This is a genomic window from Devosia sp. P3_B2 (assembly GCF_056402875.1).
In genome coordinates this window covers 35,523-51,053 of sequence record NZ_JBFUGO010000015.1, presented here as the reverse complement: position 1 = coordinate 51,053, position 15,531 = coordinate 35,523, and the positions used below count along the sequence as shown (strand labels likewise).

Below are 15,531 nucleotides of genomic sequence, written 5' to 3'. Positions count from 1 at the left end.
CCCCCTCCACGAGTCCGAGAGGCCGGCGCCCTCACCAGGCGTCGTACCCCGGCACCAGCCGCCTCGGGCTCACCGGATATACCCTCCCACGCCCGATCATCGCCACCTCCAGCGTCGGCCAGTGCAGCAGCCCGACAAACGCCGGGCTGAGGATGTTGAGGCTGCCGGTGGCGGAGCCGTAGGCGGGGAGCACCATCAGGCGGCCATCGTGGACGAAGCACGGGCGTCGGACGGAGCGGCCGTTCATCGCGACGTGCGCGGCCGGGTGGAGGTGGCCGGCGATGAGGCCCTGCCCCGGCTTCGGTTCGTGCGTCAGCGTCAGGCCGGCGCGGGTAAGGCCGGTGACGCAGGTGCCGCCGAGGCTGTGCGGGGCGGGATCGTGGTTGCCGGAGATCCAGGTCCAGCGGGCCTTGCCCATGAGGCTGGCTAGGCGAAGGCGGTCGGCATCGAGCAGGGTCGAGCTGCCTTCGTCGCGGTGGAAGCTGTCGCCCAGCGCGATGACTTCGGTGGCGCCGGTCTGGGCGAGGTCGGCTTCCAGACGGCGGAGGGTGAGGCCAGTGTCGTAGGGCGGGAGAAGACTGCCGCGCTTGGCGTAGGACGACAGCTTTTCGAGGTGCAGATCGGCGACCAGCAGCGCGTTCTCGGCGGCCCACCAGAGGGCGCCAGAGGGGAGCGGTTCAAAGCTATGACCGGCGAAGTGCAGGTGCACGGGGTCGCCTTTGTCGTCGATCGGGGCGGTGCGCGCCGCCCAGGCTGAAGTCAATTCGCCCGCTTCCTCATTTCCGGGCTCACGCCCATGGCCTCGGCGATCAGTTCCTCAGCGGCTTCGGCCATGGTGCTCTCGCGGGCCTCGCCGACGACGGGAACTTTGCCGATATCGAGCAATACCGGTACCGCCAATGGCGAGATTCGGTCGAGCGGCTTGTGGACGATGTGACGCTTGATGCGGGCAAGCATGTGGCCGAGCCGCTCTATATCGAGCAGGCCGCGCGCGGCGTCGCGGCGGGTGGCCTGGATCAGGATGTGGTCGGGCTCGTGCTGATAGAGCACGTCGTAGATGATGTCGGAGGAGACGGTGATCTGGCGGCCGGTCTTTTCCTTCTGGCCCGGATGCCGGCGCTCGATCAGCCCGGCGATGATGGCGCAGTTGCGGAAGGTACGGCGCATCAGCTGGCTCTCGTCGAGCCACTCCTCGAGGTCGTCGCCCAGCATGTCTTCATCGAACAGCTCGTCGAGCGAGAGGCGGCCGGTACGGATCAGGCCGGAGAAATCGCCAAGGCCCCAGACGGCGAGGGAATAGTCGGAGGCGACGAAGCCGAGCGGGCGGGCACGAGCGCGCTCCAGCCGGCGGGTCAGCAGCATGCCGAGGGTCTGGTGCGCCAGGCGGCCCTCGAACGGGTAGCAGACGAGGTAGTTCTGGGCGCCGCGCGGGAAGGTCTCGACCAGGAGACTATCGGCGGCGGGGAGGATCGAGGCCTCCTGCTGCAGGCGGAGCCAGTCGCTGACCTGGTCGGGCAGCAGGTGCCACTCATCGGGATGGGCGAGGAGTTTTCGCACGCCATCGGCGAGGAAGGTGGAGAGCGGGAACTTGCCACCCATGTAGGACGGGATTTTCGGGTCCTTGCCCTGCGAGCGGGAGACATAGGCCTCGCTCTCGAACATGCCCTCATAGGCGACGATCTCGGAGCCGAAAAGGAAGGTGTCGCCCCTGGTGAGGGTGGTGAAGAAATACTCCTCCATCTCCCCTAGCACCCTGCCGAAGCGGCCGATCGGGCCGGTGGTAGCGCCACGGGTGAAGCCGCGGCCCTTGACCAGCCGCACTTTCACCATTGGCTCCTCGACGATGGTGCCGACGTTGAGCCGGTACTGCTGGGCGATGCCGGGGTTGGAGATGCGGAACTTGCCGTCGGCGGTCTTCCTGAGCTTGGCATAGCGCTCGTAGGCGCGCAGCGCATAGCCGCCGGTGGCGACGAAATCGACGGTGCGCTCGAACTGCTCCCAGCTGAGATCGCGATAGGGCCAGGCGCGGCGGATCTCGGCATGGAGCTCGACCGGATCGAAGGGGTTGGCGCAGGCGGTGCCGAGGATGTGCTGGGCGAGGACATCGAGGCCGCCCGATACCGGGTCTTCGCTGTCCTGATGATTGTTCTCGACTGCTTCAAGTGCAGCCTCGCACTCCAGCACCTCGAAGCGGTTGGAGGGGACGAACAGGGCCTTACTGGGCTCATCGAGCCGGTGGTTGGCGCGGCCGATGCGCTGCAGCATGCGGGACGAGCCCTTGGGGGCGCCGACCTGCACCACCAGATCGACATCGCCCCAGTCGATGCCGAGATCGAGGGTGGAGGTGCACACCACCGCCCGCAGCCGCCCCTCCGACATCGCCGCCTCGACCTTCCGGCGCTGTTCGACGGCGAGCGAGCCGTGGTGCATGGCGATGGGCAGCATGTCCTCGTTGGCCTGCCACAGCTCCTGGAACAGCATCTCGGCCTGGCTGCGCGTGTTGACGAACAGAAGCGTCGTCTTGTGATCCTTGATGGTGCGGTAGAGGTCGGGAATGGCGTAAAGCGAGGAGTGCCCCGCCCAGGGGATCACCTGCTCGGACTTGAGGATTTCGATGTGCGGCTTGGCCCCGCCCTGCCCCATCAGCAGCCGCGCATCGGCGCCGGGCACGGGGCTGGCGATCCAATCGCGCAGCAGGTCCGGACGGGCGACGGTGGCGCTGAGCGCGGTGATCCGCAGCTGCGGGGCGATACTGCCGAGGCGAGCGATGCCGAGCGACATCAGCTCGCCGCGCTTGTTGGTGACCATCGCGTGCAACTCGTCGAGCACGACGCGCTTCAGGCTGCCAAACATCTTGTCGGCGTCGCCGTGGCTGAGCAGTAGGGCCAACTGCTCGGGCGTGGTGAGGAGGATCTGCGGCGGGTCGTAGCGCTGGCGCTGGCGCCGGTGCGAAGGGGTATCGCCGGTGCGGGCCTCGACCTTGATCGGCAAGCCCATCTCGCTGATCGGCGTCATCAGGTTGCGCTGCACGTCGACCGCCAGCGCCTTCAGCGGCGAGAGGTAGAGCGTGTGGAGGCCGGGGCGCGGGTTCTCGATCAGGTCGTTGATGGTGGGGAGGAACCCGGCCAGCGTCTTGCCGGCGCCGGTGGGGGCGATCAGCAGCGCGGAGTCGCCAGCCTCGGTGGCCTCCAGCACGCTCAGCTGATGGGCGCGCGGGGCCCAGCCCTTGCCGGCGAACCAGTCGGTGATCTCACGGTGGAGGGGCAAGGGACGTTCCCGGTTTGTGCACAGTATGGGGGCGTGCCGTTTGGGCGGCAAGGGGTGTCTGCCAGCCGCGGAATCCGATAGTGAAGGTGCCGCCGGGAGGACTCGCCGTGAACGACAACGAACAGCAGGTGTTGCAGCTGAAGCCGGAGGCGGCGCTCGCGTTGCTTGTGGAACGGGCGCAGCGGATGCTGTCGACCTATGACGGGCGCATCGCCATCGGGCTTGCCGGTGGGCCGGGCGTCGGCAAATCGACGCTGGCGGTGAAGCTGGTGGAGGCGCTGAACGCAGGCACTCCCGGCCTTGCCGCCTATGTGCCGATGGACGGCTTCCACATGCGCCACGCCAAGCTCGAAAGCCTCGGCACCGTGAAGGACAAGGGTGCGCCGCACACCTTCGAGGGGGCGGCATTTGCCGAGTTTCTCGCCGGGGTGAAGGCGGCTACGATGCAGGTGAGCGGGCCGGGCTATTCGCGCGAGATCGAGGACGTGGTGATCGATGCGTTCATCGTGCCTGCCGGCGTGCGGGTGCTGGTGGTCGAGGGCAATTACCTCCTGCTCGCCAACGCGCCGTGGTGGCAGGTGCGGCCGCTGCTCGATCTCGCTGTGTTCATCGACCTGCCGCGCGCTACGGTGAAGGCGCGGCTGCTGGCGCGGCATGCGGAACACGGGTTGTTCACCGCAGAGCGCAACCGCCAGCATGTCGAGCGTGTGGACCTCGCCAATTACGACCTGGTGAAACGGTCGCGTGGCCGTGCCGATATCGCGATAGACCTTCTCACCGAGCACTGAACTTGACCCGACCGAGCTATCCTTTCGACGTGCGCTCGCGCGACGTCTGGGCCATCGCGCTACCCGCTTCCCTCGCCTTCATCACCGAGCCGCTGGCCGGGCTGGTCGACATCACGGTGATCGGCCGGCAGGGCGACGCGGCGATGCTTGGCGGCGTGGTGCTGGGCGCGCTGGTGTTCGATTTCATCTTCTCGATGGCGTATTTCCTGCGGACCGGCACGGCCGGGCTGACGGCGCAGGCGATCGGCGCGCGCGATCCGCGCGACGGCTTGCTGCACTTGGCGCGGGCGATCGGCATCGGGGTGATCGCGGCGGCGCTGATGATTGCGCTGCAGGTGCCGCTGCTGGGTCTCGCCAACCTGGCGATGGCGCCGACGCCGGGTGTGGCCGATGCGATGCGGCAGTATTTCGAGGTGCGCATCTGGGCCGCGCCATTCTCGCTGATCAACTACGCGCTGCTCGGCTGGTTCTACGGACGGGCGCGGGCCAAGACCGGCATGATGCTGCAAATGGTGATCCACGGGCTCGATATCCCGCTGTCGATCATCTTCGTCATGAGCCTCGGCTGGGGACCCCACGGGGCGGCCCTGGCGACGGTGATCGGGCAGGCCGTGGCGTGCCTGCTCGGGCTGGTGCTGATGATCCGGCATTTCGGCGGGTTCGCCAAGGTCATGGCGCTGATCGTGCCCGACGATCTGTTTCATGGCCACGCGCTCAAGCGGATGTTCGGGCTGAGCCGCGACCTGATGATCCGCTCGATCGCGCTGATGGGGGCCTATGGCTATTTCGCGGCGCAGGGCTCGCGGCTGGGCGAGGTGCCGCTCGCGGCCAATGCGATCCTCCTCAACTTCCTGATGATCTCGGGCTTTTTCCTCGACGGCATCGCGCAGGCGGCGGAGCAGCTGTGCGGCAAGGCGGTGGGGGCGAACTGGCGGCCGGCGTTCGACCGGGCCTACGCGCTCGGGTTCCGGTGGGGGACGCTGATCGCGGTAGGCCTCGCGGTCGTGTGGTTCACGGGCGGCTGGTACCTGATCGACTTCATGACGACGAGCGAACCGGTGCGGGAATATGCCCGCATGTTCCTGTGGATCGCGGCGCTGTCATCGCTGACCGGGATGCCGGCTTTCGTGTTCGACGGGATCCTGGTGGGCGTGACACTCAACACGGTGATGCGCAACGGCATGGTGCTGGCGCTGGCGCTGTTCCTCGTCGCGGCGGTGGTGCTGCAGGGGGCGTTCGGGAATACCGGGCTGTGGGCGTCGATCCACCTGTTCTTCCTGTTCCGCGCCGGGTTCTACTGGTGGGCGCTGGATCGTAAGAAGGCGGGGTTGTTTTCGGCCTAGCTTGCCAAAGGCTGGTGCGGGAAACGCACCCCCACCCCTATCCCCCTCCCCGCAAGGGGGAGGGAGACCAAAACACTGACGTCGGTGAGGGCGTCTCGTCCCCCCTTGCGAGGGAGGGACAGGGTGGGGGTATCTTCGATGCTCGATGCTAGAGGCTAGCCTTCCCCGAAGCCCATTCCGCAGTCGTCCGCCCGGTCAGTTCCGACACCGACTTCAGCCCGCGGCTACGCACAGCGGCGCTCAGCCCGCGCTTCAGCCGGTCCAGCATGTCCAACCCGCCAAACACCAGCGCCGAGTAAAGCTGGATCGCATCCGCCCCTGCCTCGAACTTCGCCACCGCGCTCTCGGGCGAGTGTATTCCCCCCACTCCGATGATCGGCAGCTTGCCGACGCGCTGGCGGACCTGCGCCAGCTTCTGCGTGGAGAGGTTGAACAGCGGTTTGCCGCTCAGCCCGCCGGTCTCGGTGGCGTTTTCCATCCCGAGGACCGGGTCGCGCGACAGCGTGGTGTTGGAGACGATGAGGCCGTCGAGATCGGTGGCGAGCACCACCTTGGCGATGCCGTCGAGGGCCTTCTCGTCCAGATCGGGGGCGATCTTCAGCAGCACCGGGACGCGGACCGAGGCCTTGGAGCGGGCCTTCAGCACCGCCGCCAACAGGCGGGTCAGGGCTTCATCGGCCTGCAGGTTCCGCAGCCCCGGCGTGTTGGGCGACGAGATGTTGACCGTCAGGTAATCGGCGACTTCGGCGAAGCGGGTGACGCCCTTGACGTAGTCGGCGACGAAATCCTCGCTGTCCTTGTTGGCCCCGATGTTCACCCCGAGGATGGCGCCGACATGGGCGCCCTTGAGGCGCGCGAAGGCGGCCTCATGCCCCTCGTTGTTGAAGCCCATGCGGTTGATCACGCCTTCGGCGGGGCCGACGCGGAACAGCCGGGGCTTCGGGTTGCCGACCTGCGGGCGCGGGGTGACGGTGCCGACTTCGACCATGCCGAAGCCCATGCGGGCGAGCGGCTTGGGGACCTCGGCGTTCTTGTCGAAGCCGGCGGCCATGCCGACCGGGTTCTTGAGATCGAGACCGCAAAGGGTGATGCGGAGTTCCGGCGGATCGACGCCCTCCTGCTCGGGCGCGAGGCCGAGGCGCAGGGCGCTGATGGTGGCGCCGTGGGCGATCTCGGGGTCCATCTTCAGCAGCGCGTCGCGGGTGAGGCCCGCGAGCAGCGGCATGCGGAGCAGCGGCGAGAGGCGCGTGAAGATCATTTGACCCAATCCGGCAGCTTGACGCGACCATCGGCGGGAACGTCGAGGGGCGTCATGTTGGAGACAGCGGACATCGCCAGCGTGGCGAAGAGATGCGGGAACAGGTCGCCGCCCCGCGAGGCTTCCCATTTCAGCGCGTCGCCGAGTGGCGCGCACGGGACCTGGAACAACACCTGGTCGCTGAGACCGGCGAAGTAGAGCCGGATGGTTTCGGCCAGCTGCGGGGCGCTGGAAAAGTGGATGTAGCCGTCCTTCAGGTCGATCGGCTGGCCGACGAAATGGCCGGCGGCGAGCGAGGCGTCATAGATCTCGCGGCTCGCGACCTTGTAGATGAATTCGGGGGTTTGCATCGGGCTCATCATGCCAGCCTTTTGGGCGAGCGAGGCGGCGATGGCAAGCTCAGCGGAAGAAAAACCAGCCGAGCCCAGCTGCAATAAGGCCCACTGCGCTGGCGGCGCCGACGTAAAGCCCGATGGCGCGGCCGCCCGTCACGGCGGCGATGACGGCCTTGGAGATCGTGTTGACCCCTACCGCAATAATGATGGCGAGGGTCGCGACGTCGAGCCCCAGATTGCCTGCCTGGCGCGCCATCGACACGGTGACCGCATCGACATCGGCTATGCCCGAGATCGCCGCCACGGCGAGCACCGCACCGGCGCCGATCAACCGGCGGGCGAACTCGGCGGCGATGGTGACGATGGCGATGAACGCCGCGAGCTTCAGGGCCGTGCCGATCTCGAGGGGGTTGGTGATCTCGAGTTTTGGCGAGCGCTTCTCGCGGTTGCCGGTGAGCAGCAGGAACGCTGCGGCAGCGCCAAGACCGAGGGCCAGCGCGCCAATGGGAGCGGCGAGCGGCACGACCAGCGCCGGGTTGAGCAGTGCCGCGAGGACGCCGACGCGCAGCGCCATGACCAGCCCGGCAATGAGGATGCCAGACGAGAGGAGCTTGGCGGATTCCGGATGCGCCTTGCCGAGCCGGGCGAGCGAGAGCGTCGCCGCGGTAGACGAAGCAAGTCCGCCGGCGGCGGCCGCCATCAGCACGCCGAGCCGATCGCCGAAAATGCGCACCGCGATGTAGCCGCCGAACGAGATGGCGGCGATCATGATGGCGAACAGCCAGATTTCGAACAGGTTGAGCACGCCCCAGGGATCGACCGGCTTCTGCGGCAGGAATGGCAGCAGCAGGAAGGTCATGGCCAAGAGGATCAGGACGGAGCGCAACTCCTCCCACTTGAGGGAAGCGACCCACTCGTGCAGCTGGGTGCGCAGCGCCAGCAGCAGGGTCATGGCCACGGCGGCGCCAATCGCCACGGTCAACTCGCCGAGCACGGCATAGGCGCCAAGCGCGAAAGTGAGCGCACCGGCGACGACGGAGGTGACGCTGAAGCTCTTCTCGGCTTTCGCCTCCAGCCAGTGGAAGGCGGCGAAGACGGCCAGATAGCCGAGAAAGATCGCAGCGAGGACGATCGGATCGCTGACCGCAGAGAGGGCTGCGGCGATGCCGCCCAAAAGCCCCGACAGCGCGAAGGTGCGAAATCCCGCGGCACGCAGGCCGCCCTCCTCCTCGCGGGTTTTCCAGCCCCGCTCCAGCCCGACAAGCAGACCGATGGCCAGGGAGACGGCGAGGCGAGTCACGAGATCCATCATGCCCGTCGCACTCCCCTCCCACTGGCGCTCCGGCTTTACAAGCCGGACGGCGATCCGTACAATAGGACTAGTTTCCTCATGGGACAAGTTTCCTCGTAAGCGGCTGGGCACGTGCTGTCACACGGCGACATCTGGAACGCGATCGATGCGATTGCTGAACGGCACGGACTCTCGGCGTCCGGGCTGGCTCGGCTTGCCGGGCTGGATGCGACGGCGTTCAACAAATCGAAGCGGGTGAGCAAGGACGGGCGCGAGCGCTGGCCGTCGACCGAGAGCGTTGCGAAGATCCTCGAGGCGACGAACGAGAGTTTCGACGCGTTCCTCAGCGGCGGCGGCGCTTATGTGCAGATGCAGGCAACGAACGTGGTGCGCTCGTTCGTGCCGCTGCTGGGCCTCGGGCAGGCCGGCTCGGGTGGGTTTTTCGACTCGGCTGGATTCCCGCAGGGACAAGGCTGGGACGAGGTAGCGTTCCCCTCGGCGCCCGAGGATGGAAGCTACGCGCTGGAAGTGGCGGGCGACTCGATGCAGCCGCTCTATCGCGATGGGGACATCATCGTGGTTTCGCCCACCGTGCAGATGCGGCGCGGTGATCGCGTGGTGGTCAGGACCAAGGATGGCGAAGTGCTGGTGAAGATCCTGCACCGCCAAACACCGAAACTCTTGGAGCTGCACTCGCTCAACCCCGCGCACGGCCCGAGGGTGGTCGAGATGAAGGACGTCGAGGGCATGGGCCGGATCGTGTGGGCGAGCCAGTAGGCTGGCCTGCTCTCTCAACTCACCTTCTCCCACAATGGGAGAAGGCACCGACTGATGGATCTCAGGCGGCCGTCACCAGTTTCCCTGCCAGCGCATCGGCGATGAGCTTCCGCGTCTCTTCTATGCCGTACAGCGCAATGAACGAGCCGAAGCGGGGGCCCTGGTCGGCGCCAAGGAGTACCTGGTAGATGGCGCCGAACCAGTCGCGCAGCGGGTCGAACGTGTGAGCGTTGCCAACCGCATAGACGATGTCCTGCAGCTCCTTGGCGTCTAGCGTGTCCTTGCCGGCGAGTTGCTCGGCGAGGTCGGCCAGCGCCGCGCGCTCCTTGTCGGTCGGGGCGCGGAACGTCTTGGTGGGCTTTACCTCGTCGTTGAAGTAGCGCACCGCATAGCCCGCGAGCCGGTCGAGCTCGGGGTTAGTCATCGGCGTCTCGCCGGGCAGACGGCGGGAGATGTAGTTCCACAGCGCCGACTTCTCGTGGGCGTTGGCGGCCGAGGCGAGGTTGAGCAACAGGCCGAAGGTGACCGGCATGTCGACCACCGGCACCTTGCCCGAATGGATGTGGAAGGCCGGGTTCTCGAGCGCCGCAGCAGCGTCCTGTCCGTTATAGGCCGCGACATACTGGTAGTACTCGTCGACGGCGCGCGGGATCACGTCGAAGTAGAGGCGCTTGGCCACCCGCGGCTTCTGGAACATGTAGAGCGCGAGACTCTCGGTACCTGCATAGGTCAGCCACTCGTCGATGGTCAGCCCGTTGCCCTTCGACTTCGAGATCTTCTGACCGTTTTCGTCGAGGAACAGCTCGAATGTATAATGCTCGGGCGGGATGCCGCCGAGGATGGCGCAGATACGGTCGTAAATCCCCTGGTTGGTCTGGTGGTCCTTGCCGAACATCTCGTAGTCGACGCCGAGCGCGGCCCAGCGCATGCCGAAATCCGGCTTCCACTGCAGCTTCACATGGCCGCCGGTGACCGGCAGCGTGGTCTCGGTGCCATCCTCGTCGTTGAAGGTGACGGTGCCGGCCTTCGCATCGACGTGCTTCATCGGCACATAGAGCACGCGGCCCGACTGCGGCGAGATCGGCAGGAAGGGCGAGTAGGTCGCCTGACGCTCTTCGCCGAGCGAGGGCAGCATCACCTTCATGATGTCGTCGTAGCGCTCGGCGGCGCGCAGCAGCACTTCGTCGAACTTGCCGGCCTTGTAGTATTCGGTAGCGCTGGCGAACTCGTAGTTGAACTCGAAGGTATCGAGGAAGCGCCGCAGCATGGTGTTGTTGTGGTCGCCAAAACTCTTGTAGTCGCCGCCGAATGGGTTCGGCACTGACGTCAGCGGCATTTGCACGTAGGGCTCGAGCGCGGCGCGGTCCGGAACGTTCTCGGGGATCTTCCGCATCCCGTCCATGTCGTCGGAGAAGCAGAGCAGCCGGGTCGGAATCTCGTCACGCGTGAGCAGCCGGAAGGCCGTGCGAACCATGGTGGTGCGCGCCACTTCGCCGAACGTGCCGATATGCGGCAGGCCCGAGGGACCGTAGCCGGTCTCGAACAGCACTTCGGTGAGGCCGCGCTTCTCGACCCGCGCGACAAGTTTCCGCGCTTCCTCGAACGGCCAGGCACGCGCCGTCTGGGCGGCGTCGAAGAAGGCGGGGTCGAGGGTCGGAAGCGGCGCGGGCACGGCAGGCCTCAGATGCTGGATGGGAGAAGGCGCTCAATTGCACCAGCCTGCCACGGGCGTCAATGGGAACGGCCCCTGCTCCGCCTTGCCAAGCGGCGGCGCGGTGCCTAGTTATGCGGGACTTTCGTATCCGGTCTTGCTTGTCGCGAGATCGAACCGGAAAAGTCTGCAACTTTTCCTGATCACGCTCCAGAGGACCCGATGGCCATCTCCCTGCAGGACGCTCTCATCCACATCATGGTGGTCACCGCCTCGTCCGACGAGGGCATCTCGGACCATGAACTGGACGTGATCGCCGGCCTCGTGGTGCGCTCGCCGGTGTTCGCCGATTTCGACCTGGACCGGCTCTCGACCGTCGCCAATGAAGCCGTCGACAAGACCAACAGCAGCGGCCTCGACAGCGTGCTCGACGATGCCGTGGCGGCAGTGCCGAAGCGGCTGCATGACACGGCCTATGCGCTGGCAGTGGAGGTCGCGGTAGTGGACGTACAGCTACCGCAGGAAGAGCTGCGGCTGCTCGAGATGGTGCGCGACCGGCTGGATGTCGATCGGCTGGTCACGGCGGCGATCGAGGCCAGCGCCCGGGCCCGGATGCGCGCGGCCTAGTAGAAGCTGACTGGGAACCACCTGAGGTAGAGTTCGTCGTAGACGCCCGAGCGCTTTAGCCGGGCGAGGCCATAGTCGATCGCCTGCCGCACCGCGTCGTGGCCGGCGGGGACCGCTACGGCGAGACCATCGCCGAACAGGTCCGGACGGAAATACGGCTCGCCGGCGAAATCGCAGCAGCCGACATTCTCGTTGAGCCAGAACGAGGCGCGCATGGCGTCGCCGAAATAGGCATCGGCCTCCCCCTTCGAGAGCGCGTCGAGCGCCAGGATCTCGCTGTCGAACTGGATCAGTCCTGCAGCCGGCAGGTAGCGGCGGATGAACTCGGCATGAGTGGAGCCCCGGCGCACGGCGACGCGCTTGCTGTTCAGCGACGCCGGATCGAAACCGGGAGCCGCCGCAACGGGCGTAACGAAGCGGCCCGGCAGCATCAGGTAGATCTGCGAGAAATCGAACAGCGCGCCATTGGCAGGAGTGAGCGCCAGGCCGGCGATCAGCGCGTCGCCCTGCTTGTCCTCGAGCGCCTTGGCCGCCTGGTCCCAGGGCCAGGCCTGCACCGTGCAGGTGATGCCGAGATCGGCGCACAGCGCCCGCGCCAAGTCGACGTTGAAGCCGACCAGTTCGCCCTTGTCGTCGCGGAAGTTGAAGGGCGGGAAATCCGCGGTGGTGAGGAACCGGATCGACGGCACGGCGGCGAGGCTGGGGACGATTTCGCGGGCGCCGGGATCGATATGATACGGCAGGGCCTGCGCCATCACCGGCGCCGACGGGGCGAGCAGCAGAGCGAGGGCGAACAGTAAGGCGCGCATGGCGTTCCGGGGCGGGCGTTCCCCGGCTTATGGCCCAATTCGCGGGCAAAGGCGAGGCCTGTCCGGCCGACTTCCCAAGCCTCGATTTCGATTGACGATAACGCCGCCGTGATAACTAATCCCGGGCTCAGACTTAAATTCTATTGCACGTCATTTGGTGGGCGCAGTGTCGGAGGCGGGGGCGCTTCTTCACGCAATACTTGCCGGGCATGTAAACGGCGAGGCTGAAGCCTTGATTCACCTGGAGGCCGCGCTGGCGCTCGAGGTGGATCCGCTCGACTATTGCGCGCATCGCTTCGGGCTCGGCGAGGCGATGGTGATGGAGCGCGCCGCCGCGTGGGCCGGCCTTGTGTTCTCAGAGCGCATCCCCAACACACTGCCGGGCAGCCCGATCATCGCCCGCATCGAGCGGCTCGGCGAAGTCCGCGCGGTGCGCGCAAAGCTGTTCGAGCGCGAGGTGATCTACTGCGCGCCGCGGTTCGCGGCGTTCCTCAAGCTCAGGCGCTATGCGGCGCGGCATCCGGAAATCCGGCGGAACCTCTGCATCGTGCCTTTGGTGGCGCTGCGCGCCGAGCTGGCGGCGGCCAGCGCGGAGGCGCTGCTGGTCGAAGCACGGCAGCGGCTGGCGCGCAGCTGGCCGCGGGCCAGCGTCAGCCTCGGCACGCCTAAACCGGTGCGGATCGTGTTCGCCGTCGGGGTGGCGCTGCTGATGCTGTTTGCCGTGGCAGCGCCGAGCATCTCGCGGCCGGTGTTCCTGCCGATTGTCGGCGCTATCCTGATCATTCCCGCCCTGCTGCGGCTATGGGCGTCGGTCAGGCCGGCCGGCATGCCGGTGGCGCCGCGGCTGCTGAGCGACGCCGAACTGCCGGTCTACACCGTGCTGGTGCCGCTACGCGACGAGGCACAGATGGTGGGACAGCTGGCGCGGGCGATGCGGGCGCTCGACTATCCGCCGGAAAAGCTGGATGTGCGGTTCGTGGTTGAATCGCGCAGCCCCGCGACCATCACCGCGGTGCAGCACGAGCTCTATGATCCGCGCTTCGAGCTCCTGGTGGTGCCGGACGCCCTGCCCCGCACCAAGCCCAAGGCGATGAACTACGCGATGCCGCTGGTGAGCGGCCAGTTCGTCGTGGTGTACGACGCCGAGGACATTCCCGATCCGGGCCAGCTTCGGCTGGCCGCGAGCACCTTTGCCGCGCACCCTGAGCTCGAGTGCCTGCAGGCCGAACTGGTGATCGACAATGCCCGTGAAAGCCTGCTCGCTGCACAATTCGCCGGCGAGTACGCCGGCCAGTTCGGGCTGATGCTGCCGCTCTTGGCGCGGCTCGGCCTGCCGATGCCGCTCGGTGGCACCAGCAATCACTTTCGTACCGAGACGCTCCGGCAACTGGGCGGCTGGGACTCGTTCAACGTCACCGAGGACGCCGATCTGGGCGTGCGGCTGGCGCGCAGCGGACTTGGGACGGCGACGATCGCCAGCCAGACGGGCGAGGAGGCGCCGCTGACTGCGGACGCCTGGCTGAAGCAGCGAACGCGATGGATGAAAGGCTGGATGCAAACCCTGATCGTCCACAACAGCGATCCCCGCGGGCTGTTGCGCGACCTCGGCTGGCGCGGTTTCCTCGGGTTCCAGATCTATGTGGGCAGCATGGTGCTATCGGCGCCGCTGCACTCGATGTTCCTGCTGTCGCTGTTGTGGACTGCCATCGCCGGATACCGCGCGCCATCGTTCGACGCGTGGGACGGGCTCGCCGGTTTCATCTTCGTTGTTGGCTATGCCGGGCCGGCGATGCTGGTGTTCATGGGCCTGAAGCGGCTCGGCCGCTACGACCTGATGCTGCAGCAACTGGCGCTGCCGATCTACTGGATGCTGCATTCGGTAGCAGTGGCGCTGGCGTTGGTCGAGCTGGTTCGCCAGCCGCATTTCTGGGCCAAGACTGCCCACGGCAAAACGCGGCTGCGCCGGGCGACCGTGGAGCAGCGGCGCGATCAGGAAGCGTAGCGGCTCAGACCCAAATCGCCGACCTCGATGTCCGGTGACCTGCCGGAGATGATGTCGGCCAACACCCGGCCGGAACCGGCCGCCATGGTCCAGCCGAGCGTGCCGTGGCCGGTGTTCAGATAGAGGTTGGGCAGCTTCGAGCGGCCGAGCACCGGAGTGCCATCGGGGGTCATCGGGCGCAAACCGCACCAGAAGCTGGCCTTGCTGGCATCGCCGGCATCGGGGAACAGCTCGCGCAGCGAACGATCGAGCGGGCCGCGGCGCGACGCGTGGAGGTTCGTATCGTAGCCGGCGATTTCGGCAGTGCCGCCGACGCGGATGCGATTGCCCAGGCGGGTGGTCGCCACCTTGTAGGTCTCGTCCATCACGGTGGACACCGGCGCCACCGAAGCGTCGGTGATCGGCACGGTGAGCGAGTAGCCCTTGATCGGATAGACCGGCAGGCCGATGCCGAGCGGGCGCAGCAACATTGGCGAGTAGCTGCCGAGCGCCACGATATAGGCATCGGCGGTGAGCACGCCCTTGTCGGTCGCCACCCCGGTCACGACACCACCCGAGGTGATGATGTGGTCGATGCCGGTGCCGTAGCGGAAGCCGACGCCCTGGCTGGCGGCGAGGGCAGCAAGCCCCTCGGTGAACATCTTGCAGTCGCCGGTGTCGTCATTGGCGAGGCGCAACCCGCCGACGAAGGGCACGGTGGCGGTGGCCAGCCCGGGTTCGGCAGCGACGCAGCCTTTCGGGTCGAGCACCTCGTAGGGCACGCCATACTGCTTGAGCACCGCGATATCGTCAGCGGCGTGATCCAGCTGCTTCTGCTCGCGGAACAGCTGCACGGTGCCCTGCTGCCGGCCGTCGAAAGCGAGGCCGGTCTCGGCGCGCAGCGCGATCATCATGTCGCGCGAGTATTCGGCCAGCCGTACCATGCGGCCCTTGTTCACCGCGTAGGCACGCTCGGTGCAATTCATCAGCAGCTGCAGGCCCCAGATCCACATGCGCGGATCGAGCTTGGGGCGGAGCACCAGCGGGCCGTCGGTCATCAGCAGCCACTTGATGGCCTTGACCGGGATGCCCGGGCCGGCCCAGGGCGAGGCGTAACCGTAGGAGAGCTCGCCGGCATTGGCATAGCTGGTTTCGAGCCCTGCCCCCGGCTGGCGATCGACCACCGTCACCTCGTGACCCGCCCGCGCCAGGTAGTAGGCGGAGGTGGTACCGATGACACCCGAACCAAGGATGAGGACTTTCATGCGCTCATGTTCATGAGCGCGCGCCGAAAGGCAAGCCGGGACAGCAGCATGGCACTGCGGCGATCGGCTGACACGTGACTTGCACTCCGGCCCGGCGCTGGGCATGTTCATCGGCACGGGGCGCGAATAGACCGTCGGG

General features: G+C 66.9%; 13 protein-coding genes. 5 read left to right on the top strand and 8 right to left on the bottom strand.

Annotated features, from left to right (window positions below):
• Nucleotides 1-31 precede the first annotated feature (31 nt).
• Entirely contained in the window at nucleotides 32-763 is a 732-nt protein-coding gene (gene pdeM, locus AC1DV8_RS20040) for a ligase-associated DNA damage response endonuclease PdeM (RefSeq protein ID WP_477150396.1), read from the bottom strand.
• Nucleotides 760-3,294 carry a ligase-associated DNA damage response DEXH box helicase gene (locus AC1DV8_RS20035; RefSeq protein ID WP_477158706.1) on the bottom strand — a complete coding sequence of 845 codons (2,535 nt, stop codon included), beginning with the start codon at nucleotides 3,292-3,294 and terminating at the stop codon, nucleotides 760-762. The genes pdeM and AC1DV8_RS20035 overlap by 4 nt, the downstream gene beginning before the upstream one ends.
• An 80-nt stretch (nucleotides 3,295-3,374) precedes the next feature.
• On the opposite strand from AC1DV8_RS20035, the gene AC1DV8_RS20030 reads away from it, so the two are divergent.
• Both AC1DV8_RS20030 and AC1DV8_RS20025 read left to right on the top strand, forming a co-directional pair.
• Nucleotides 3,375-4,055 carry a nucleoside/nucleotide kinase family protein gene (locus AC1DV8_RS20030; RefSeq protein ID WP_477150395.1) on the top strand — a complete coding sequence of 227 codons (681 nt, stop codon included), beginning with the start codon at nucleotides 3,375-3,377 and terminating at the stop codon, nucleotides 4,053-4,055.
• A 2-nt stretch (nucleotides 4,056-4,057) separates the two neighbouring features.
• Nucleotides 4,058-5,398 carry an MATE family efflux transporter gene (locus AC1DV8_RS20025; protein WP_477158661.1) on the top strand — a complete coding sequence of 447 codons (1,341 nt, stop codon included), beginning with the start codon at nucleotides 4,058-4,060 and terminating at the stop codon, nucleotides 5,396-5,398.
• Between the two features lie 148 nt (nucleotides 5,399-5,546).
• Here AC1DV8_RS20025 and AC1DV8_RS20020 read toward each other — a convergent pair whose 3' ends face one another.
• The 3 genes from AC1DV8_RS20020 to AC1DV8_RS20010 are packed head-to-tail and all read right to left on the bottom strand — an operon-like array spanning nucleotide 5,547 to nucleotide 8,303.
• The gene (locus AC1DV8_RS20020; RefSeq protein WP_477158705.1) at nucleotides 5,547-6,623 is read right to left on the bottom strand and encodes a quinone-dependent dihydroorotate dehydrogenase; all 1,077 of its coding nucleotides are present in this window, start codon (nucleotides 6,621-6,623) and stop codon (nucleotides 5,547-5,549) included.
• Nucleotides 6,624-6,652: 29 nt separating this feature from the next.
• A complete protein-coding gene (locus AC1DV8_RS20015; protein ID WP_477158660.1) occupies nucleotides 6,653-7,006 on the bottom strand; it encodes a DUF952 domain-containing protein in 354 nt (117 codons plus the stop codon).
• A 49-nt stretch (nucleotides 7,007-7,055) separates the two neighbouring features.
• Nucleotides 7,056-8,303 (bottom strand): MgtC/SapB family protein, encoded by a 1,248-nt coding sequence (locus AC1DV8_RS20010; protein ID WP_477158659.1) that lies wholly within the window; start codon nucleotides 8,301-8,303, stop codon nucleotides 7,056-7,058.
• Nucleotides 8,304-8,414: 111 nt separating this feature from the next.
• On the opposite strand from AC1DV8_RS20010, the gene AC1DV8_RS20005 reads away from it, so the two are divergent.
• Nucleotides 8,415-9,059, top strand: coding sequence for a S24 family peptidase (locus AC1DV8_RS20005; RefSeq protein WP_477150391.1), 645 nt, complete (start codon nucleotides 8,415-8,417; stop codon nucleotides 9,057-9,059).
• Between the two features lie 61 nt (nucleotides 9,060-9,120).
• On the opposite strand, the gene AC1DV8_RS20000 is transcribed toward AC1DV8_RS20005, so the two are convergent.
• Nucleotides 9,121-10,731 (bottom strand): lysine--tRNA ligase, encoded by a 1,611-nt coding sequence (locus tag AC1DV8_RS20000; RefSeq protein WP_477158658.1) that lies wholly within the window; start codon nucleotides 10,729-10,731, stop codon nucleotides 9,121-9,123.
• Between the two features lie 201 nt (nucleotides 10,732-10,932).
• On the opposite strand from AC1DV8_RS20000, the gene AC1DV8_RS19995 reads away from it, so the two are divergent.
• The gene (locus tag AC1DV8_RS19995; protein ID WP_477150389.1) at nucleotides 10,933-11,337 is read left to right on the top strand and encodes a tellurite resistance TerB family protein; all 405 of its coding nucleotides are present in this window, start codon (nucleotides 10,933-10,935) and stop codon (nucleotides 11,335-11,337) included.
• Here AC1DV8_RS19995 and AC1DV8_RS19990 read toward each other — a convergent pair.
• Complete coding sequence (locus tag AC1DV8_RS19990) at nucleotides 11,334-12,146, bottom strand: transporter substrate-binding domain-containing protein (RefSeq protein WP_477158657.1); 813 nt, start codon at nucleotides 12,144-12,146, stop codon at nucleotides 11,334-11,336. The two genes, AC1DV8_RS19995 and AC1DV8_RS19990, sit on opposite strands and share 4 nt — an antisense overlap.
• Before the next feature lie 232 nt (nucleotides 12,147-12,378).
• Here AC1DV8_RS19990 and AC1DV8_RS19985 point away from each other — a divergent pair, with 232 nt between their 5' ends.
• Complete coding sequence (locus tag AC1DV8_RS19985; protein WP_477158656.1) at nucleotides 12,379-14,148, top strand: glycosyltransferase family 2 protein; 1,770 nt, start codon at nucleotides 12,379-12,381, stop codon at nucleotides 14,146-14,148.
• Here AC1DV8_RS19985 and AC1DV8_RS19980 read toward each other — a convergent pair.
• Entirely contained in the window at nucleotides 14,136-15,392 is a 1,257-nt protein-coding gene (locus tag AC1DV8_RS19980) for a D-amino acid dehydrogenase (protein WP_477158655.1), read from the bottom strand. The two genes, AC1DV8_RS19985 and AC1DV8_RS19980, sit on opposite strands and share 13 nt — an antisense overlap.
• Between the last annotated feature and the right edge of the window lie 139 nt (nucleotides 15,393-15,531).

Excerpts from the sequence above, each read along its gene's own strand:
- AC1DV8_RS20020 (WP_477158705.1), bottom strand. The coding sequence starts at position 6,623 with ATGCCGCTGCTCGCGGGCCTCACCCGCGACGCGCTGCTGAAGATGGAC.
- AC1DV8_RS20015 (WP_477158660.1), bottom strand. The coding sequence starts at position 7,006 with ATGCAAACCCCCGAATTCATCTACAAGGTCGCGAGCCGCGAGATCTAT.
- AC1DV8_RS20010 (WP_477158659.1), bottom strand. The coding sequence starts at position 8,303 with ATGATGGATCTCGTGACTCGCCTCGCCGTCTCCCTGGCCATCGGTCTG.
- AC1DV8_RS19995 (WP_477150389.1), top strand. The coding sequence starts at position 10,933 with ATGGCCATCTCCCTGCAGGACGCTCTCATCCACATCATGGTGGTCACC.
- AC1DV8_RS19990 (WP_477158657.1), bottom strand. The coding sequence starts at position 12,146 with ATGCGCGCCTTACTGTTCGCCCTCGCTCTGCTGCTCGCCCCGTCGGCG.
- AC1DV8_RS19980 (WP_477158655.1), bottom strand. The coding sequence starts at position 15,392 with ATGAAAGTCCTCATCCTTGGTTCGGGTGTCATCGGTACCACCTCCGCC.